We start from the raw sequence: 20,673 nt of genomic DNA, 5'->3' as shown, positions 1-20,673 counted from the left end.
CCAGGCCAGGACGCTGATATTGCCGCAGCGCCAGCCCTTTTGGAACTCGCGCCACCCATGTCTGCCCTCATTGGCGACAAAGGGTACGACGGCGATGGCTTTCGAGCCGAAATCGTCGATCGTGGTGCCAAGCCCGTCATTCCAAACAAATCCAACAGGGTCACTCTCCACAGCTTCAGCAAACGCGCCTACAAGGGGCGCAACGTCATCGAGCGCTGTTTCTGCCGCCTCAAGGATTTCAGGCGTGTCGCAACTCGCTACGACAAACTAGCCACGAACTTCTTGGCTGCCGTCCATCTCGCCGCCATCGTTGCCTATTGGATCAATTGAGTCCGAGCCCTAGTACGCCGAGCAGATCGGGCAGGGACTCGTCGGCCGGGCCGGCGACCTGGTGCGACGCCTGGATGCCCTACTGCGGGACGGCAGGCACCACAAGGCGACAATCGAATGGAGCATGACTTCGTTCAATCCGTGACCGGCAATCAGCGCCGCGATCCTGGCCACGAGAACAAGATTCTCGGCGACTGCATCTTTTACAGCCTGCAGACGACCGCAGAATTCATCCAGGCGAGCGGAGGCCGCTCACCAATGAGCGAGTTCAGCTTCGGGAAGCAGCTGTCCTCAAGCGAGACGCGCGCCGCGCCAGCCTGACGAAGTTTGCGTGCGAGGAGGCGAGCATTGTTGAAACTGCCGAAGCTGCCATCCCCGTCAACGAGCACAGCTAGCTCTGTCGAGTCCACCATACGTTCGACGCTCTGGACGAGCTGGCTCCATGAAGCTTCATTGGCATCACGATAGCTCAGCGAGCTGGCAATCGACCGACCAGAGCCCAGAGCCCCTTAAATTCTGAGCGCTGGGCGATTGTGGCGGAAGGGCCATCATGGGCTTCTATCAAAACGAGAGCTTATCATTCGAGCAGTCCTGGGCACGAAGCATTTCCACAGGCGAGGGCCGCGCGCGTTGTTGACCTGCGGTGGACCGAACGCCTCTGGCTTGATGCTGCATGCCTAGATCCTGTAAGCCGACCTAGATTGCCACCAACGTCGCTGCCCATATTTTTTCGGGTGATGCCGCTCAATGAACAGCATTGGTAGTTTATTGGGACCGCAAAGGCTTGCATGATCGCCATAGGAGGCGCGCCGAACGCAAAGCTTTCGCTATGGGTTGATTGACATCGCGCCTAAGGCTGGCAAGAAGGGCTTGGATGCAAAATGAATGACCTGGGTTCGCGAGCCCGTGCTACGCCTCGAGAGAGAATTCCCACAGTCCTTCGGGGGAGGAGTGCTTAGGGAAAGGGTGATATCCGGCTCACATAGATTTAGACGAAAATATCGACAGCCACGGATGTCGTAATGCTGCCGTCGGATTGACGACAATGTCGAAAGCCCGTCGATAGGGCTACAGCAGGATGGCAGCCTCGTGCGAATGGAGCGGCAATCGCCGAAGAACTTGTCCTGCCTCGCCGCCAGTTTGCTGGCGCCACTGAGTGGTATGGCATTTGCTGATGCTTTCCTGTTCTCTGGACTACAGGAGAAATTCATGGCGGATAGGCAAGAGGTTGTGCTGTCGGAACGGGAAAGACAGTGTTTGCGATGGGTCGAGGAAGGGAAGTCATCCTGGGCTATCGGAGTGATCCTGAAAGTGAGCCTGAACACCGTCAACTTTCATGTCAAGAATGCGATGCGAAAGTTGGAAACGACCAGCCGGACGCAGTGCGTCGTCAAGGCGCGGCGTTTGGGTCTTCTTTAAGCCGCGGTTTCGGTGGCGCTGTGGCGAATACAAGCAGACGTCGCGTGGCAAGTGTACAGCGATGATAGAGGTGCTGACACTATGAACAGTGCGTGCTTCCATGTCATCGCTGATTGCGACGGTGAGGCGCAACGTGGACAAGGTAATCAAGCCAACGGCGCACGCGCATCACACTCTTGAAAGCTGGACGGTCGGTCGAATTCCAATGTCCGTCCTCCCCTTACCGGCGTAGCGGTTCGATATGTGTCGGAAGCTGAAATCTGGTGATCATAGCGGCTGACGTGCTGAAATGGTGATCACCCAAACGCGGCTCGGACGGCGCGGGCCGCACCCTAAGACGGCAATGATGGTCGGCAGACGCATTTCCAAAACACGCTGCTGGTAGAAGTTGGACGAACTATGACTCTGCGCGCTCAACCAACGTTCGGGTGATTCCTCCCGAAACGTTGCTGGCTTAGTGACCGATACTTCGCGGACCATCAATGCAGACGTCGTGTTGTTGGATTATTGGGGCGTGTTCGATGCGTGCAACTCTCTTGTGAACCGTTCGCCGCGGCAACTGAAGCGAAGGTCAAATCGCCATCCGGGACCACAGGAATGGAAGCGAAGTGCGGTCGCGTCAGGGGCTTTCTATCGTTTGCATATTGGGCGACAGCTAGGCGATCGGACAGAAAAATGAGACGAGATCTTCGCATTCATGCCGCGATGTTTTTTGCCGCTGCTCTTGATGGCCGGAAGACTCTTCGCTAGATCACAACGGTTCACTATGGAGGTGCCGAGGTGGCAATGGGTATTGTGAAGTGGTTCAATCCGACCAAGGGTTATGGATTCATCAGGCCCGAGGATGGAGGCCCCGATGTCTTCGTGCACGTCAGTGCCGTGGAAAAGGCCGGTTACACCACTCTCGAAGAGGGGGCCCGCGTAAGTTATCAGCCCAAGGCCGGGCGTACGGGCAAGATCTCAGCTGAAGATCTCCGGGTTGGCTGATCGAAAGACGAATGACGCCTTGGACGAGAGCGGGGTCTCTGTCTCGGGTTGATGAGGATAGTTGTCAGGTAATGGTGAGGTCTTGCTGACGTGACCACTCCCCTTCTCAGCTGAAGCAACATAGCCGAGGCGTACGCCGTCCAGGCATTGGGATTGCGACACCGGTGAAGCGCTGCTGGCGCAGAGCCGTCAGTCCGGCCACAAATAGTTCTTGATGCGGGCTGGTAGAGATTGTGGTTCGAGTGCGGTGAATGTTTCATCACGAGAGCCGAGCTAAAAAGGCGCGTCAGCATAGCGCCGCACCGTCCTCTGCCGCAGAGTCTGGCGCGTCTGCTCTGCCTGAACTGCCTACTGAAGATGGTCCGGAATTTATTGCCTGGCATGCGCCGCCTGAGGCACGAACTCGTCCTGGACCTCCATCAAAGCCGTCAGGCTCGACGCGGAGGATTGTCTACGCTCTGCTCCTTCTTTCAAGGACAGCACCGCTACACCGGAGACCTCGCGAGAAGCTGACGGGCTTTGCCGCCGGCTGCAAAAAAGGCGACGCGCCAGTTGCCGCACTCGATCTTGCCGATCACGGGCTGCCATAATCCTAAACGCAATTGTTCAGACCACTGCCGCCAGCTTGCGAATCGATTGTGAAGCCACTCCACCATTCCACAGAGTGCCCGTGAACCGCGTTTCGTGGTGGTTTACGCGAATTCGACCCAAATATACTTCGGGATGGCTGCCCGCCTCAGCCCACGTGAGAGGCGTGCCAGATCGTGCCAATTCTTGGACTCACAGATTTCTCGTTCAGTCACTGAAGCCCGGTTTGTATATGGACGGGAAGACGCCGGCCTTTGCCTTGCGCGTCCGCAAGAGGCGAAAAGCCTGGTCGTTGTCAAACAACCGCACCAAAGTTCGGCTGGGTCACTATTCTGACTTGAAACTTGCTGAAGCACGCCGCCGCGGCTTTGCCGCTCTCGGTACTCCCGTTGGGGAAAATGAAACGTCAATGACCTGGGTCAAAAACATGCTGCTCGATTTGAGGAAGCCGATCGCTAACGCAAGCGCCAAGGAGGGGAGAGACATCGAGAATGATGAGGGGCTAAGGCGCCCATGAACTCATTTTCGTGCTTTGCGTTACGACACGGATTTGCGCCTGCAGCATGATCGTACCATACGCTACTACCTTGCGAGTAATCAGCGGAATTCGGTTTATGCGCGCCGCGAATCGTCGCCCCTCTTGAGGCAGTCACTCTGCAACCTTAAGGTCCATTAGGGGTACAAAATTCCACTGCTGAGCAACTGACCCTTTGAATTGGTAGAGCCAAGTAGGATTGCCATTTTTCCTGACGCGGCTTTTGTTGTCGATGCACGGCTTAGTGTCGACGATACTCAGAATAGCAATTCCCATCGCTGCTTGGGATCGGCAGGGTTGTAGACTGCAAGCGTCAGCGCTACTTCCGGAGCGATGCGATCGCCTTCCTGTGCGATTTCGAGCTTACCTGCGCTTGAGTTCAACGTTGATGCGCGAATGTCGGCTTGCAAACGTTTTGCGTCCTGACGGACATGGAGACAGAACAAAATAGGAGACACTTCACAAGTATACACAGCCCAAGCGAGGTACAGCAGCCTTTTGGAAGAAAGGCACGGTCCTTGCTTGGGTGCAGTGAGCGTCACCGGTCTTGCAGGGGCTGTGATGCTGGGGCGGGCCTGATATGGTTCAAGACCATTTCGGGTCCGCCCCGTTACTGCTCGCGAGGCAACATGGAGCAACGCATTCGGGCGGCTTCAGCGGCTATCGCGTTCGCTCATGCGCTCGGTCGCGAAGTCCTCAGCGTGTACGAACATGAAGGCCGCAGGTACAATAGAATCAGAGTCCGCGTAACCGGGAGCATAACAAACGGTTACGACTTCGAAAGTGAATGCCACATCGCCGGTGCGCTACCGAGTGTATATCACTTCGGTGCGGAATCGCATTGGCTACTGAGGCCCAAGTGCCCAGGAGTCTACAGCGGTCTTGATTATTGCACCTCAACCTCCTTCTCCGTGAGAGTGACAGACAATGGTGTCCAGATAGTCGATTGGCGGAGGAATTCCTTCACATACAACGTCTGGTGGGTGGTCCGCGCAATAGAAGGAAGCCGACGATGGAAATTGTGCTAGCAATTGGCGCTGTACTCGTTTTCACCGCAATCACGGTCGCTTGCCTGTGGGCGCTTGGAGCCCGGCGTGGCTGAGTATCTTGGTGAATGAGCCCGATGGAAAAAGGGTTGTCACCATGCCGCTCCTTCTCGTTGAATTTCTGTGCGGTCCGGATTGGGCTGACGGACCCCCAAGCGGTCGTGCTGTTGTGGGTGTTGATTGTGTGCGAGTGCCGCCGGAACAAACGGGTGCGGACTGCTCGAAAGCTATACGGCTGCGTGGCCTAACTCGCGGCCCGCTCTCAGGGCCGCGCGTTTTTGAGCGGATCACTCTGGAAGCTTAAGGTTCAATTAGTTCGGAGAGTAGGGCAGGTCAGCGGTTGGCGTGACAGCACCGAAACGCCCATCTTGAAGGCCATGATCTCACCGGCGCTTCCTTTGTAGAGTCACCATAGCTCAATACGTGCGCTAGATTGCGTCTATTCAGTGGAAGGGGCGCGCCGCTGACTTGAATACGCCGATGGCTGTCTTCGCGATGCTTTGTGATGCGCGTGATCTGGCGAGGTGCCATCTGGCTGACTCTGGTTAACTTCTAAAATCTACAGTTCGTCAGAAAGACGCGACACTCCCAGCTTAAGTAGGCCATTTCCCAATGGACCGCGAACGCGTGCGTTATTCTCGCTTGCTGATCGTCCCATGGAAGAACGGCAGGCAGCCACGACGGGCGGTCTCGCCCCAGTGATCATCGTGCGATTGCTCTCTCGTCGGTTTTCCTCGGCTGCTGATCCCACCAACTCTCCCGCTCGTTTTATCAATTCGAGCTAAGCCGCGGATAAAGGATTATGGATTCCGCTACCGGGTTCGCTGTCGGCTACAATTGCCTCCCTCAGTTCTTCGTCAGTGAAGAACTCGGGGACAAAAAATCGCGATCTGTTCTTTGACGGACGGTTGGCGTGCGCGACTTATTCCGCGAGACATGGATCTTCGGACGGCGGTCTCGCTCCCGCAATGAGCAGCTCCACCGTGCTCGCGAGTATCAATTGCGGGAGATTTCGGAGGTCTTGAGCCTCTCATCGGGCAAGCAAGCGAGAACGCGCGATGAAGAGTGAAACCGAAACGCTGTTGACATTCGAACATTGTCCGGGCTCCAGATCGGCTTGAGCTTGGCATATTCGGACGCGAGTGCTTGGCTCACTCTAGGCTCAACCGTTCAATCTCCCACGCCATCCAAGATGCCCATGCTGACTGAAGGTGCGACAGTCCGTTCCGAGCGGCGCAGTTGCGTAGCATCGCGACGTAGGATGCAAGCGGGCCACGAACTGATCTTCGACCAGGCTGGGCCAAACGCGGCTTCGGAATTCAAGCGTGAGATCAGTATCGTGAACAGCCGTGGCACCAGATTGCGAGGAGCCTCCAACGCTCTTCTGCATTGGGGATCGACTGCCGATCGGCCGCACAGCACCGTCACTCTGGCGTTAACGCTCGCCACTGTGGCTCACGCCACAACGTCGTGCGCAAAAATGGTGGGAGCACTCTGGCCGAAATGGCTGCCGGAGTGAGCGCCGCTACAGGCTCGTGGTTGCGGCTTTCGCTGTCTTGCTCAAGACATCGGTTGTTTCAGTCGCGACAAATATTATTGCCGGCAGCCAGATGGCGCGAAAAAACTACATAATTCTGTCTATGAAAATGCTCGAGGGCATTGGCATGCCGGTTGCTTGAATGTGTGACGGCACCAATTTGGCCATGATATTCGTTCAGCACCCGATCCAGGTATTCAATGAAACGTGCCCACTTCATCGACGGCAGACGTCTCCTGATGCACGTTCCAAAACGGGCGCCAGCATCGCGAACTCCGCTACCTTCGGATTGCCGTTTGCTTTGCCGGCCAGAGTCCGACTGTCCTGCAACGGGCTCGCGACCAATGGCGGTCCTCAACAAGATGGCGCACACCGGGGTTAAGACGTTACGCTTCTGGACGATCGTTTGCGCCACCTTTAAGCCCTGGCTCAAGCGCCCGTATCGGCGAGATGCCAAGCCTGGGTTCTTGGAGCTAAGCGCCGGCCTTGCATCAGTGGTCACACATGGTAAATGAGCTGTTGCAGGACGATTGGGATGCTGAGAACATAGTCAGGCAGAAGGACGAGCTCAAGGTCAAGCTGCTTCGTGCCCAATCGGTCGTCGCCGAATGTAAAGCAGGATTGGCGGATTTGGAGCGGAGGCTTGAGGGTCGAGCGATCTCATTGCCGATCGATGAACGCCACCGCAACTCTGCGGCAAACAATTGAATACGTGACGCGCTACCGCGCGAACCGCGAAGCATCGATGATCCTGTTGGCTAGTGCCGCCGTGGCGTTTTCCAGGCGATCATGAGACCATTAAAACTGCCGTAACCCACGTTAACGGCGAGAATACCGACCGGCTTGGGAGGCATCATTTTTACGGACCGGGGCGCGCGAACTGGCGGCCTGCCGTTATGCGGGGCGTTTTGGTGATCGCGGTGCGTTGGGCCGGCGGATGGGGCGCGGAGTAACACCACATGCGGGACGTCTCCCTGCGGTGTTGACTAGAGCCTCCTATCTGGAGGGCTGCTCACGCACATGTCTGGATTGAACGTCAAGAGCTGTCCCCCTTACTCAGGGCCAGTTCGGTCGTTTTATCCATCTTCCCGGCCGTAGCCTCGTCAGCTTTTCGAAAGCTTCTCCGAATATGGATAAACCCATTGATCCTGGACGGTAGGCGGGCGTGCACTCGCACAATTTCGACTATCCAGTGCTGCCCCTCCACCATCGGTACAGCACGCCGGACTAAACGATCAGCAGCCGAAACTGGCGGAAGAAGATGCCTTTGAGCCGCAACTGAATACAGCGCGCGTGGCAGGCCTTGCCACGATGCCGCGGTCGCAATCCGCCGTCGAATGGTCTCGCGCGCGGATCATGATTACATTCACGAGATGGTGAGCGGTCCCAGTACTCGTCGGAAACTCTCACCATCTACGGCTGAGAAGTATCTTCAGATGCTTTAAGGTGGCGGATTTTCCCGGCGAGGGCGGCAGTCGCTCCAGGCCAGTGGTGACAGTACACTAAACCAGCTCGCCAACACGGTGTTCAAGGAGAACAAGCACGCAGGTTGGCTTTCCGGACGCTTCAAGAACAGCGCGGAGGGTCAGTAGCAGCAGTCGGGGTCAGGCGCGCGTCAGTGCCGCGGACTTCGGCGGGTACTGGGCAAGCACCAATTGCTCCCAGTGAGGCTGATGCGCCGCTTATCGAAATCGTTATCAAGAGCGAGCACTGGGCGCCGACGACTTTCTAGATGCAAAAAAGCCGAATCCGGCGACCCGCTTGATTGGCGTGAGAAGGCCGACCATTGACGAAGCTGTCGGATTTTGAACATGACGCTTCCTGTTTTTTGCGCATCTGCAAAGTGCTGCTGCGCAGGTGCACGGTCCGGGCCTCTGCTGCGTCTTATAAATGTCATCTTGCGCGCGCCAGTGACGCGCGCGGCTGCTAGATCGAGCCAGCGGCTCGACACCGATGGGGCGTGGATGCCTGACAAAGCACGAGGAGGTCGATGACAAAGCGTTTTCGCAACTTGGCCCTATTGTTCATACTCACCTCCATCGTTGTCTTCCCCACCGCGAAAGCGCAAGACCGCCGGACTATCACTGAGCCTGTTGCACCTCATACGGTGTGCGAACGCCTCGTGCCGTCTGGCAAGCAAGATACGACCACGTTGCAAAATGCCATCGACCAATGTCCTTCCGGGGCCGCCGTGTATTTAGGGCGTGGCGAGTTCCGGTCGGGCCCACTCGAGATGAAATCGGGTGTGACGTTATGGGTCGGACGCGGGGCGGCGCTGATCGCCATCCCCGAACCTGCTGCTTACGACAAGGGCCTCGGACAATGTGGTCGTATTGCGGAAAACGGCGGCGGTTGCCGGCCATTCATCAGCTTTTCCAAAACGAGCGGCGGTGGCATCTACGGAGAAGGCATCATCGATGGTCAGGGCGGCGCAATAATTGGCGGCGGCGCGGAAACCTGGTGGCAGCTAGCGCGCCGCGCTCAAGCCCAGGGCGGCAACCAGAACGCCCCGCGCTTGATCCAAATCGATCATGCGCAGGACATCACTTTCTCTGATGTCACCTTGCGCAACGCTCCCAACTTTCATGTCGCGATGAACCGGGTCCAAGGTGCCACGTTTTGGGGCCTCATAATCGATTCACCGGCGGATGCGCGCAACACTGATGGCATCGATCTTGGCGCGAGTCAGGATGTGACCATTACCCGCAGCTTGATCCGTACGGGTGACGACAACGTCGCAATCAAGGCCGGCGACAATGGCTCAAGCAGCCATATCTCGATCATTGATAATTATTTCGGCTGGGGGCATGGCATGTCGATCGGCAGTGAGGTGAATTCCGGGGCCAGAGACATATTGGTGCGTAATCTGACGCTGGATGGTACGACGTCCGGCCTGCGCATCAAGAGCGATGTTAGCCGAGGCGGTCTGGTCGAGAGCGTGACTTATGAGTACGTGTGCCTGAGGGGCAACCGGTGGCCGCTAGCTTTTGATACGAAATATGATCCGCGCGCACAAGGCACGAGAATTCCGGTCTATCGGCGAATCGTTCTCCGTCATGTGCATGGCGACACCGGTGTGTTGCTGATGCGCGGCGTAGACGAGGAGCATGCACTTGACGTGACACTCGAAGATGTCCGATTTGCCGATTCCGCCACTTGGCAAGTTGAACATGCGAACGTCACCGCAAATAACTCTGACGTATCACCGCCGCTGCCCGGACGAGCTGCAAAACCGCTGCTGCGCGGCTCGGAGGTATGTTCCAGGACGTTCCGCAACAGCAATCGGTAAGCACTACATCCGGCGCCGAACTCGGGTGGTGAGTTCAGCATCTGGGCCAAGATTACTGGTGTTGACGAAGGTCAGCCTCATGTCCGGACTTGTTTGCAATTGTCTGACGGTTTGCAGGGCCAGGAATGCGAAGGTGACGTGGAGGTTCTGATTTGGCGCGAAAAATGTGTTGGCCATGCGCGGCGGCTATCCCGCCGAGAGAGGCTCTGTCGACTGCGTCGAGGTGCCGCTGACTCAACGAAGTGTAGGATCATGCGTATTTTCGTTCACCCTGCTGCACTTCTGACGGGATGTTTCTGCATCTCGTCAGCATACGCTCAGCCACTGTTCGTGTCGCATGCCGTAAATGCCGACTATCACTCGGTGCAGCAAGCCATCGACGGATTGCCGGCGGAAGGCGGAGATGTTCGGATCGCGCCGGGTATCTATCGTGAGAAGGTCAAAATCTCCAAATCCGGTGTTCATCTCTCAGGCACTGGTAGCAAGCCGGAGAATACCGTCATTGTGTATGGCGATGGCGCGATCAATGTAGGAGGAACCGCCCGGTCGGCGACGCTGGATGCCACTGGCGATGACTTCCGGCTCGAGAATTTGACCATCCAGAACGACTACGCTCTCAACCCGGCCAATCCACCCTCGCAGGCGGTTGCATTATCCCTTACCGGAGACAGGGACGTCGTTACGCGCGTCCGCCTGCTCGGCGCCCAGGACACGCTGCTTGCCGGCAAGGGTCCAAACGGCAGAATGTCACGTCAATACTTCTCGAACTGCTACATCGAAGGGCATGTCGATTTCGTATTTGGCAACGCCAAGGCCTGGTTCCGGAAATGTGAGTTGCACGGCATCGCCAATCAAGCGGTCGTCTTTACCGCTCAGAGCAAGGCAGCCCCTGACGAGGACAGCGGCTATGTTTTTGATCATTGCACTCTAAGTGCCGACCCTGCCGCGCGCGATATCGCGCTTGGCCGCCCCTGGCGGCCGTATGCCACAGTGGTCTTTCTGTCGACAAAGATAGATGCCCAGGTCATTCCGGAGGGCTGGCGCGAATGGGATAGGGGCAAGACCAACAACTTGAGCACGAGCTATTATGCCGAATATAGATCCTTCGGGGTCGGGGCTAACCCCTCAGGCCGCGAACTTTACTCCCATCAACTGACAGATGGGGAAGCCGCGAGATGGTCGCTGACAGCGTTCTTCGGGGGTGCCACGGATTGGCTGCCCGCGGAACCATATCGATGGAAGACAAAACAACGCTGACGGTGAGGGAACGACTGCGATCCTCGGATGAATGACGGAGAGAGCGGACATGATGGAGAGTGGTGTCCAGCAACCAAACTGCCAGGGGCGTGAGAGGGGCAGGGCTTCGGCTGACACTCCACGCTTAGAGGAGCTCGTTAAGACGCTCCATCGCTCGCGGCGGGATGCGATCATCCGCTTATCCCGCCCTTATTGGCAGCCTGTCCAACTACCCGTCGAAGATTGGTGCCAATGGGCGTAAATCGAATGTGAGGCCAACATCGCAGCTCGATTTAATCGAATGCACCAGCGAGCGCAAAAGGTCATTCTTCAGGCTCAGATGAAGGCAAAGTCGGCATAAATTTCTTGTCAGGCGCCGGTCGTCGGCATTCAAGATAACACGGTCAATCGACTCCTTCTTATGTCAAGTGCCGCGCAACATTTCCAAGTGTGCCGATGGCCCTTTTTCTTCTAGGAGAGCCCTGATGCAAGAGCATGCCTTCATCACGGCAAGCAGACCTGCATGGCGCGGTGACGGGGTTGTAGCGGCTCTTCCGTCGTCGGCGGGCTTGCCCAGCGAACCGATTCAAATGGCTCCGATAGCCGGGCACCGCCAGCGGCATATTGCTGCGGGCGTCTCGCGCGATCCGCGATGGCGTCTTTACGGGCGTACGCAAAGCGCTGTCGGCGGTGCCTTGAAGCTTGTTCCCGAAGGAAGGTCCCGAACCGTCTTGGAGCAGGATTACCAGCACATCGTTGATGACGGGCTGTTGTTCGATGTGCCGGACACGTTTGACGAATTAATGAGCCGCTGCGTGGAGATCGAAACGCGCGCGAATAAGCCAGCTTGAACTCTCATTGCAGGCGTGTCCGATAAATGTGTACTGGCGTGCTCCGCATGGAGAGTTGGTATGACTGACGATCCAGTCGTTGCGTATAGGATCCTCAGTAGAGAGCTAGCAGCCAGTCTACTCCAAGCCTCGACCTGACCTACATCAAACGGCAGCATGAGCGACAGGAGCAACGCCCGGTCTCTCGATCGGCACTCCGCTGCATTCGCTGCGCATTACGCGTTCCTCTCGGCCACCAACCGGCGCACCAGAGGAACGGCAGCAAAATTAACAGCATCCTACGGCAAAGGGGCCTTCAGAGCGCGAGGCCGTGCTCATTGAGCACCTTATCTCTTAGGGCGCCCTTGATCTCACGGGCGATCTCTTTGCGAATTGCGGCGCCCAACACTCGCTTGGCATCTTCGAGGAGGCCAGCTTCAGCCCCGGTCAGGCCTTGATCGGCGAGCTGTTGCTCCATTCGGCTGTCGAACTCCTTTCCCATTGCACCAATGAGCTGGTCCTGCGTCTTGGCATGCTCTTCAGGTGCGATGCGGCGAATCACATCCTCCCAAGGCTGCCAATCCATTGCCAAATAGTCGGCAAATTCGGCCGCCTCCCTCTCCCGCACGGATGTCTCTGCCCTGTCAACGTCAGAGTCGGTGACGCCGGAGACCTCAAAGAAGCGCATGTCCGGCGCGACGTGTTGTAGTCCCAGCCGCTCGCGCAGTTTGTTCTGATAGGCAAGAAAGACTTCAACGGCGTCGATGTCTTCTACGTTGTCGACCGAGGCGAGCGAGTGAGCCTTATCGCGCGCGATCGCCTCGAGCGCGTCCATGCGGAACATGACGCGCCCCAATTCGATGAGATCGGCAAGCCGTGCCTTGTTGTCATAGAGGCCGTTCTCGACTTCCGCGATGAGGCGCGCGGTCTGCATTCCGTTCCAGGTTAATGTTCTGCGGTCCTCGCAGCTCTGGTTGGCATCCCATGCCAGTTGAAAGTACTGGGCACGCAATTGCGGGTTTTTTGCCGCCTGACGCAGATCATTGGCCACCGATTGCCGGAACCCTTCATTGCCAGAGCTGACGGACTCGAACAGCTTGGCGAGGAAAAGCCCGTATTCCCGAGCGCCCGGCTCTTCTGCAAAGTTCTGCCAAGCGGCAAGCACCTCCCGATCGTCCTCCTGTGGATTGCCCTTCAGCCATTCTGCAACTGTTTCAGCGAGAGCGTCCGCCTGCTCATCGTCTGTCGCGGACGATTCACTTTCGTCGTCGTGCGAAAGGTGGACAGTCGGGCCGACATAACCCTCCGCGCCTAGGATTGTACTGAGGTTCGCCAGCACCTGCTCAGATAGCGGATTTTCAGTCAGAACTAGGGTGCCACCATCGCCCAAGGCGGTCAGCAGGTTCTCGGGCAGACTGTTCAAATGGTTTTGGCTTACGTCGAGAAACCGGAGCGAAGCTGGGAGAGCCGGCGGCAGATCCGTCAGTTGATTTTGGCTTACGTCGAGAAACTCGAGCATAGCAGGGAGCGCCACCGGTAGACTCGTCAGCTGATTATCGCTGACGTGGAGAAATTGGAGCGAAGCAGGGAAGGAGTCGGGTAGGTTCAGCAGCCGATTGTGGTTGGCGGAAAGAAATTGGAGCCCGGCAGGTAGGACGGCAGGTAGGCTCTCCAGCCGGTTCGAGTTCACGTCGAGGCCTCTGAGCCCGCCCGGGAGCGCGGGCAGGCTGCTCAACTGATTGCCACTAACATCAAGACGCTGGAGCGAAGCCGGAAGTTCGTCAGGCAGATTGGTAAGCCGATTGAAGGGCACATCGAGCACGACGATCTCGCTTGGAAGTCTGGGCAGACTGGTAAGGGACAGCGACTGGAGATCCAGCATGGCGTCTTCACCCAGAGCATTGACCCGCCTTGCCGCTTCGTCCCGGTCCTCGAGGAGACCCACGTGCTGTTCAGAAGCCCAATTCTCAAGGGTCTCGTCTGCTTCGGTCACCGCATGAGTTGAATGCCCGGAGTTTGCTGCGAAACCCGTCACGAATGCATCCCACTGTGCCGCCCCCCGCCCGTCTTCCGCCCCCTCTTGTTGGGAAGATGCAGAAGGAATGCCTCCGTCAGGCCGAATTTGCCCTGTCTCAAAAGGATCCATTTCACCTCCCTTACCACACCGGGCCAACTCAGCCCGTGACGACACCATCTAGGACCTAGGACACTACTCTTTCGACAAGCTGACGGCCCTATCGCAGTTACCGCAGCGATGGCATCGAAGCAGGCATAATTTCGGTGCAACGATTTGGAACAGTGAATCCATGGCGGTCCGTTAGCTCCGCCTACACGTTTCCGCACCGACGCGGCAGCGGCTTAAACATCGAGCCCGGGGCGCGGCAACGGTGCGTTACGTCAATGGCAGGCAGGGGTCCCTTTTCGGCCGAGTCCGTGAAGAACGACGAGCGGCAGGCGCTCGAATACTCACCTCCGCGGCCGCCCTTTCACTTGCCAAGGCAATCGGTGCAACGCTGGTCTTTGCTACGGGTGGCAAACCGAGTGACTTGGGCGTTTTTGCAGCGAGACTCGTCAGCTGATCGACAGGTGGCCGTGCTAGCGGCAGAACGCTTTCACGTTAGCGGTCCTCTGGATCTATCGGCCAACGGAATGGCAGCAAACGTTGCAGCAGCAGCGATCCATTCGCCGCCTCCAAATCGTGTGAAGCTGAGCCGCCTTCGACCAGGGCGGGCCGCCGCGGGCGCACGTGCGCCCGCTCGAATGATTATTGCGCCAGCGCGCAAACTCCTGCTCCGCGGCCTTGCGCAGCGGCACGCGGATTTCTTAGTTTCTGACGAGGGAGATAAGGTGATGGACACAGGACAGGCACAGCGGAGCGCAGGTTCTGCCCCGGATAATTTTGAAGAAGGGGAGCGGGAAAGCTACCTCGGCGGCTTCAACCGCGCCTTGGCAAATTTGGTCGAAAGCTTGACAGGGTATCGGACCCCCAGCTCCGCGCGCGCGCGGATCCTGGACGAGTGGGTTGGCGAAGAGGGGCAGGGCTCAGCGGAGAGCCGCGGACAGGGGCGCTCGCGAATCAGGGCTGCGGACAACATGCGCTCGCACTTGGTCGATTTGTCATCCCTGTCCTTAACCGCTTTGCCCGACGCCCTGCCGCCGAGACTGCTGAACCTCCGCGCCATGCACAACGAGCTAGGCAGCCTGCCCGCTAGCCTCCCACCTGGTCTCCACGAACTTTTTATTAGCCACAACCGGTTGACCAGTTTGCCGGACGCTCTTCCGGCGAGCCTCTATCGCTTAGAGGTGAGCGATAACAGGTTGACGAGTCTCCCAGATAGCCTCCCGGCGGAGCTGGGGATCCTGAACGCAAACAACAACCGACTGACTAGGTTGCCCGACGCTCTCCCGAGCAGCCTCACCTCGCTCGAGGTTAGTGGCAATCAGCTGACCGAACTCCCCGAGTCTCTCCCTTGGCGGCTCGTTGAGCTCGATGTCAGCAGCAATCAATTGGCCAATCTCCCCGAAACCCTTCCGAGCTGGCTTGAATCGATCGATGTCAGCGGTAACCGGCTGACCAGCCTGCCCGAGGATCTCCTACCGGGGAGTTTGAGCCATCCGCTGCAGAACGTCGAGTTCGGTAATAACCCATTCCCGGACGAGGTCCGCGCTCACCTAGCAGCACCCCATCTTGAGCAACTGCCTCTGGACGAGGCTGCCGCGCACTGGCTCGGGGACGATCCGACGGCGCTAGCCGAGTGGCAGCACTTTGCGGATGAGCCTGGCGCCCAAGACTACGCCCGGTTCCTAGAAAGGCTACGTGGGACCGTCAACTATGGCAATCACGAGTTTCGGCAGGCCGTGGCGGACGATCTGCGGCAGGCGGCGACCAATCCGAGATTGCGCGAGCAGTTTTTCACACAGGCTTCCGAAGCCAACGCGAGTTGCGAGGATCGTGTTACTCTGCACTGGAACGGTATGCGGACCGCGCGCCTTAATGCTGACGTCGAGGAGGGGTTGTATGATGATAGGCTCGGCCAACTCATCCAGCGCGGCCGCGTTGCGTTCCGCCTGGACGCGCTGGAAGGCATCGCGCGCGACAGGGTCAACGCGCTCCTCACTCTCCACCCGGACTTAGACGACGTTGAAGTCTACTTGGCCTATCAAAATCTTCTTCGCGAGCCGCTGGAGCTGATTCACGTCGCCCCTGACATGCGCTTTCTGACGGTTTCTCACGTGACATCCGATGATGCGGCGCGCGCACTGGACTCGGTTCGCGAGCAAGAAGCGAACCAGTTTACTGACTACATGGCAACCCGCTGGCAACCGTGGGAGACGGTGCTGAGGCGAATCGCTCCTGATGAATATGAAGCGATGCAAGTCCGGCTCGTCGAAGCCATGGGCGAGGAGTTTCAAACCCGCTTGGATCAGCGACTGGCCGAGCACGGTCTTCTAGGCGATCCGGATGCCGAGCGGGTGCTCGGAGCTCAAGTCCGAAACGAGCTCGCCAGCGAGATCAAACGCGATGTCATGCACCGTGTGCTGGCCGAGCGTGGCGGCCTCGAACTCTGAGGTCTCCTCACGCCGGAGATATATCTATCAATGCTCTGTGGCGGAGCCAAAAAGTCGATCGTCAAAGCCTCGCCAATTGCCGCGAAGGTGCTTTTGCAGGTTGGAAAATGCGGGCCTTTCGGTCTTGCCGAGCGATGAAAACGCGCGCGCAAGGCGAGGCATATCTGCGTCAGCTCCACAGCTCCTCGGGACCAGAGCTCCGTCAGTCGGAAGTTATTGAGCAGACCAGACAGGCCGCTGCGCCGGCCAACCAGCTGGTTTGACGTGGGAGTTAACTGTTCGTCAGATCTAGTTGACTTCGAGTCCTTCCAGCGAGATCCATCTGGGCAAGCAGTGTTGGAGTACCGTATTCGCAGCTTACGATGGCCAATCCGTCATGCGGGCGAAGTCCTGCACGCGCTTGATCGAGGCGCTTCCGAGACTGCACGACAAGCCTTGCGGTTCCGCAGTCAAGGGACGAATGAAGCCTGCCGGATTTTCATATGCCGAGCTGGCCTGCCAAGCTCAGCCTCGAACTGCGCTGCCTGTCCGCTCCCGAGCGCCGAGAGGCGCTCGGGATGACTGCTGAGAACTCAGGACAACCTGCACATCTTCTTGAAAAAGCTGTCTGGGCGATTTGATATCTGAACCCGCTGTTCCTCTCGTCTAGGCGACTACGCTCCCTCAAGGGCAGCCCTATGTGATCCACGTCTTCCGGAAAGCGGGGGATACGCCGTAAGCCTTCGAAAGGGACGTTCTGCATTCGAGCGAAAGCGCCGGACCTCGTAAACCGCAGTAGGCCAATTCGGTCCCTCACAAGCGCAGCCGAAAGCAACAAATGGAAGTCCAGGTCACCAGAACGCCCCCGGTCTGCGTCAAGGAGAGGTCGCTGTCCGCCGTTGAAGAGCACCCGCAGGATAAGCTCAGCGCCAAAGTTGATGCGAAGGAGGAGAAGATGCTCGTCACGCATGACCTTAGACATTCTTAGCGGCTGAGTGAGTTCCGGGCCTGATGCTTGAATTGCTCACACGATCGACAGGACGATCCATTGGTATCATCGGCTTACAAAATTCGCCGACTGGAACAGGCCGGGCGAAGAGGTGCGAAAAAATTGGAGCGCCTGTCGCCAGGCGGTGGCCGATGCGAGGCCGTCAATCGCGCAGCAATGTCCTGATCTCGTCAGCTTTTCGAAAGGCTGCGGCTACAACAATCCACAATCTGTTTCTTGCTAGACGATCTGCTACGAGGCCGTACCGATTGCTGTCCGGCCTGTACAAACATGAGGAGAGCAGGGTGGATCCGGTTGACCCATTCTTCGATTCAGGAGCCTGGATGCGGGAGTACGCCGCCCTGCAAGAGCGGACCGCGCAGCGAGGAGACAACCAAAGGGAGCGCCGTGGTTTTGAACGGCGGCTGGAGGATTTGAGTCTCGATCCGTCAGATGAAAGCAACTCAAATTCGCCTGATCGGGCTCCCGCAGGAGGGGGGCGAGCAGTCCGGCCGGAGGATTTCGGCGGTTCGATGCGGGTGCCGCCGGACTCCGCTTTTAGGGAGAGTGCGCTGGGCGGCACGCGCCGGAGCGTAGACATTCCCAGCTTCCAGCTTCCCGCTTCGGCGCAAGTGCCGCAGTCCGGCTTGCGAGATGATCCGTTCAGCAGCGCGCGCTACAGCTTTCCAGACGCAGAGTCTGCCGCGTCGGCCAAGAGCGGAAAGAGCGGCGGATTATGGTCACGCTTCAAGTCGGGAATCGGCAAGGCTTTTGGCGGGAGCAGCAGCGAAAAGTACTCGCGCAATGCGGGACAGGGGGATGCCTTTTCCACGACCCTTCGCATTGACTATGCTCGCCAGCCAGGCCGGACGCGCGCTGTCCCAGAGGAGGACGAGGTGCTGATAAGAGATTTCAGAAACAAGGCGGCGGGTAACCTCACCGACGGCACGATCAAGAATGCCGCAGCCGATTTGCGCCATTTGAGCGCGCGCCTGAGCACGGCCGGAAGGCCCTCAATTGCGGATCGAATTCAACGGGAATCAGAAAACGCGCAGCAGGACAACCCGGAGGTGGAAAACCGTCAGCTGGAAGCTGAGCTGGATGAGGATGTCGATACCTACGCAAAGGACAGAAGCAGACGCATCAAAGCGGCCTTGAAGAAGCTCCGCGAGGTCGGTGCCGGAAACGCCCTGGCGCCTGATCTCCGCCGACTGGCCCCTCACCGCGCGGACGCAATCCTCATCGACATGTGGTCGGCGGCGGAAAAGGCGGCGCACAGGATCGAGCCGGAGACGATCGACAGGCAAGCTCGCCGCATGTATAGGCTAAGTGAGTGGCTGCAGACGCATGATCGGCCGGCAATGGCTGGCAGACTTTCCACCCCAGCGCTTGACCGGGACGTCGAGGAATACAGGCGCGAAACCAAGGACGGCAAGATCAAGCCTGATCTAGTCAAGCTTGGCCAATACGAGCAAATCCTGGAGGCGAACAGGGCGCTTGGATTGCGGCCTCCTGACGATCCGGGCCAGCCTTCTTGGGAAGCTGCTCGACAGCCGCACTCAATGCAGGAGCCTCCTGCAACGCCAGCCACCCCGAGCGCGGGAGCCTGGGATTGGCTTGGCGAGCAGATCCACGGGCCCACCACATCGATGCGAGCGCCTAGCGATTGGCAGGCCGGTTCGTCGCAACAGCTTCCCGCAGCCCCGGCAACGCCGAGCGCGGCAGCCCGGGATTGGATTGGCGAGCAAATCCACGAACCCGCCTCACCAGTGCCAGCGCCGCACTGGGCCGCGCAAGCTCATCCGCCGCTCGAGCTTCCTGCTACTCCGGCCACCCCGAGCCAGGGAGCCTGGGCCTGGCTTGGGCAACAGATGCAAGAACCCGCATCGCCGTCATCGGTAAGGCCCCGATCGTCAAACATCTACGGCGGTCTCGACTCCTTCGTTGATCTGGATCCACCCACACCGCACGACTTGCGTGACGATGCGCGCTCTGCGCCAGCACCTGAATTTGCAGTCACCTCGTGGTTCGCAGGACCGCCGGGGCCGGCTCCGGAGCTGCGGGATATCGGAGCGATCGTTGGCGCCGACTGGCGCCACGGCTCCCAGGCGGCTTCAGACGTGTTGATCGATGTCTTGAGCAATATCAATCTGCTGCCAAACCAGTTCGGGCCAAGTCAGTTTGCGATCAATGGGGAGCACTATTCCGCGACTGTCGGGCCGGAAGGCCCCATGGATGTTCGCCTGATCCACCACGCGCGCGCTGGCGGGATAAACGAAGCTGGCCCATCGCAGCCCCTCTATCGTCCCCCGCAGATCGTCAGGGCCGCGCGACCCGACGAAGGTACAGTCGATCTTGGGTACTTGATTCGGGGCGGATGGGAGCACCGGGAGCGATTCCTGCCCGATTACCTTGTCCGCGTCCTTGAAGGGCAGCGCATCATGCCCGAAGTTGGGCGCCCGACCTATTTCGATATCCGTGGAGTGCCTTATAGGGGCGAGTTGGTGGAAAGCGAGGGACGCCGGCGCGTTCGCGCCTATCCCGAACGTGGCTGAAGAATCAAACTTGGCTGCATTTCCAATTGCTCGGCGGGCAGTTCGCGCGCGGCCTTCGCTCACGTCGCGCTTGATGGGCCATGCAGCCAGTCGATGTAGATTGCAGAGCTGAGGCGTGACGTTGGCGATGGTGCTGGCGGTCGGTTTATCGTGCTACAACTTCAATGCTCGTACTCAGACACGAGGTTGGTCTCGAAGACGACTGTCTCTCGCCAACGCCGTGTGCACCCCGATCGATAGGGCCCTCCCGCAACGCTTACCCGAGGGTTCCTCCCGAGAGCCCTGCTCTGCGTCGATCCCCCCTCGAGAACTGCTCCTCATCACAGTAAACTCTTCTGGATCAACGAAGAACGAGAGGCCAAGGGATGCTTTCATTGCCGCTGAAGCTCGTCACGTAAGTCCTTTCGAGCTGCTGAAGCTCCTGCGAAGGGACGGAACACGGCAAGGGTATGGATTGGTCGCCCAGATGATCCAGTAGGCAGCGAAGCTGCTCTTAAGAAGCTGCTCTGGACCGACAAGGACCTGTCCTTCGTGGAGAGCCGACGGTACGGGCGTATTATCCTGCCCACCCTGATGCTCCTCTTGCCGATTAGCCTCGTGCGGCGCGCGGTCCTGCACAGGGGCGCCATCGATCCGTGTCCGTGGGTGTGGCGTCCGGATTGATGAGAGTCCGGTTCTGTGGGGGAAGGATTGAGATTAGCGCGAGTGCGCCTTGAACGCACGATGGGCACGACGCCCCCGTCGAGCGAAAGGTCCGTAGATACTTTAATGCTTCAACGAGTCTG

At 58.4% G+C, this 20,673-nt stretch carries 14 protein-coding genes and 2 pseudogenes; 11 read left to right on the top strand and 5 right to left on the bottom strand.

Annotated elements, in window-relative coordinates; genetic code table 11:
• The coding region (locus GA0061099_RS34340) for an IS5/IS1182 family transposase (protein WP_074448276.1) at window positions 1–330 on the top strand (330 nt) is incomplete at its 5' end.
• A gap of 117 nt (window positions 331–447) precedes the next feature.
• Window positions 448–651, top strand: coding sequence for a hypothetical protein (locus GA0061099_RS43015; protein WP_036030653.1), 204 nt, complete (start codon window positions 448–450; stop codon window positions 649–651).
• A 23-nt stretch (window positions 652–674) separates the two neighbouring features.
• Here the strand turns inward: GA0061099_RS43015 and GA0061099_RS43010 are convergent.
• Window positions 675–803, bottom strand: a pseudogene (locus GA0061099_RS43010) (phosphoenolpyruvate phosphomutase); the annotation flags it as partial.
• A 748-nt stretch (window positions 804–1,551) separates the two neighbouring features.
• Between GA0061099_RS43010 and GA0061099_RS34330 the strand changes: the two are divergent.
• From GA0061099_RS34330 to GA0061099_RS34320, 3 genes and pseudogenes are all read left to right on the top strand, one after another.
• Window positions 1,552–1,749: pseudogene (locus GA0061099_RS34330) on the top strand (response regulator transcription factor); the annotation flags it as partial.
• Window positions 1,750–2,529: 780 nt separating this feature from the next.
• Window positions 2,530–2,736 carry a cold-shock protein gene (locus tag GA0061099_RS34325; RefSeq protein ID WP_036030656.1) on the top strand — a complete coding sequence of 69 codons (207 nt, stop codon included), beginning with the start codon at window positions 2,530–2,532 and terminating at the stop codon, window positions 2,734–2,736.
• Between the two features lie 820 nt (window positions 2,737–3,556).
• Window positions 3,557–3,841 (top strand): DUF4102 domain-containing protein, encoded by a 285-nt coding sequence (locus GA0061099_RS34320; RefSeq protein ID WP_036030658.1) that lies wholly within the window; start codon window positions 3,557–3,559, stop codon window positions 3,839–3,841.
• A 275-nt stretch (window positions 3,842–4,116) separates the two neighbouring features.
• On the opposite strand, the gene GA0061099_RS41560 is transcribed toward GA0061099_RS34320, so the two are convergent.
• Together GA0061099_RS41560 and GA0061099_RS40580 are read right to left on the bottom strand one after the other, a co-directional pair.
• Entirely contained in the window at window positions 4,117–4,269 is a 153-nt protein-coding gene (locus GA0061099_RS41560; protein WP_157786051.1) for a hypothetical protein, read from the bottom strand.
• Between the two features lie 2,213 nt (window positions 4,270–6,482).
• The gene (locus tag GA0061099_RS40580; protein WP_141697715.1) at window positions 6,483–6,875 is read right to left on the bottom strand and encodes a hypothetical protein; all 393 of its coding nucleotides are present in this window, start codon (window positions 6,873–6,875) and stop codon (window positions 6,483–6,485) included.
• 71 nt (window positions 6,876–6,946) lie between these two features.
• Here GA0061099_RS40580 and GA0061099_RS34315 point away from each other — a divergent pair, with 71 nt between their 5' ends.
• Together GA0061099_RS34315 and GA0061099_RS34310 are read left to right on the top strand one after the other, a co-directional pair.
• Window positions 6,947–7,150 (top strand): hypothetical protein, encoded by a 204-nt coding sequence (locus tag GA0061099_RS34315; RefSeq protein WP_225115078.1) that lies wholly within the window; start codon window positions 6,947–6,949, stop codon window positions 7,148–7,150.
• Window positions 7,151–8,432: 1,282 nt separating this feature from the next.
• Window positions 8,433–9,731, top strand: coding sequence for a glycoside hydrolase family 28 protein (locus GA0061099_RS34310; RefSeq protein WP_036030661.1), 1,299 nt, complete (start codon window positions 8,433–8,435; stop codon window positions 9,729–9,731).
• Between the two features lie 3 nt (window positions 9,732–9,734).
• On the opposite strand, the gene GA0061099_RS41555 is transcribed toward GA0061099_RS34310, so the two are convergent.
• Window positions 9,735–9,908, bottom strand: coding sequence for a hypothetical protein (locus GA0061099_RS41555; protein ID WP_157786052.1), 174 nt, complete (start codon window positions 9,906–9,908; stop codon window positions 9,735–9,737).
• 75 nt (window positions 9,909–9,983) lie between these two features.
• Between GA0061099_RS41555 and GA0061099_RS34305 the strand changes: the two genes are divergently transcribed.
• Window positions 9,984–10,988, top strand: coding sequence for a pectinesterase family protein (locus GA0061099_RS34305; RefSeq protein ID WP_050996213.1), 1,005 nt, complete (start codon window positions 9,984–9,986; stop codon window positions 10,986–10,988).
• Window positions 10,989–11,452: 464 nt separating this feature from the next.
• Window positions 11,453–11,818 (top strand): hypothetical protein, encoded by a 366-nt coding sequence (locus GA0061099_RS34300; protein ID WP_141697714.1) that lies wholly within the window; start codon window positions 11,453–11,455, stop codon window positions 11,816–11,818.
• Window positions 11,819–12,113: 295 nt separating this feature from the next.
• Here the strand turns inward: GA0061099_RS34300 and GA0061099_RS34295 are convergent, their stop codons facing one another.
• A complete protein-coding gene (locus tag GA0061099_RS34295; protein WP_036030724.1) occupies window positions 12,114–13,943 on the bottom strand; it encodes an NEL-type E3 ubiquitin ligase domain-containing protein in 1,830 nt (609 codons plus the stop codon).
• A gap of 704 nt (window positions 13,944–14,647) precedes the next feature.
• Here GA0061099_RS34295 and GA0061099_RS34290 point away from each other — a divergent pair.
• Together GA0061099_RS34290 and GA0061099_RS34285 are read left to right on the top strand one after the other, a co-directional pair.
• On the top strand, window positions 14,648–16,366 hold the full coding sequence (locus tag GA0061099_RS34290; RefSeq protein ID WP_036030727.1) for an NEL-type E3 ubiquitin ligase domain-containing protein: 1,719 nt from the start codon (window positions 14,648–14,650) through the stop codon (window positions 16,364–16,366).
• A 1,272-nt stretch (window positions 16,367–17,638) separates the two neighbouring features.
• Entirely contained in the window at window positions 17,639–19,888 is a 2,250-nt protein-coding gene (locus GA0061099_RS34285) for a hypothetical protein (RefSeq protein ID WP_225114803.1), read from the top strand.
• Window positions 19,889–20,673 lie beyond the last annotated feature (785 nt).

Origin of the sequence: Bradyrhizobium yuanmingense (assembly GCF_900094575.1) — a bacterium.
In the GTDB taxonomy this organism is placed as follows: Bacteria; Pseudomonadota; Alphaproteobacteria; order Rhizobiales; family Xanthobacteraceae; genus Bradyrhizobium; species Bradyrhizobium yuanmingense.
Note: the sequence above shows the minus strand (reverse complement) of the source record. Positions and strands in the feature narration are given on the sequence as shown.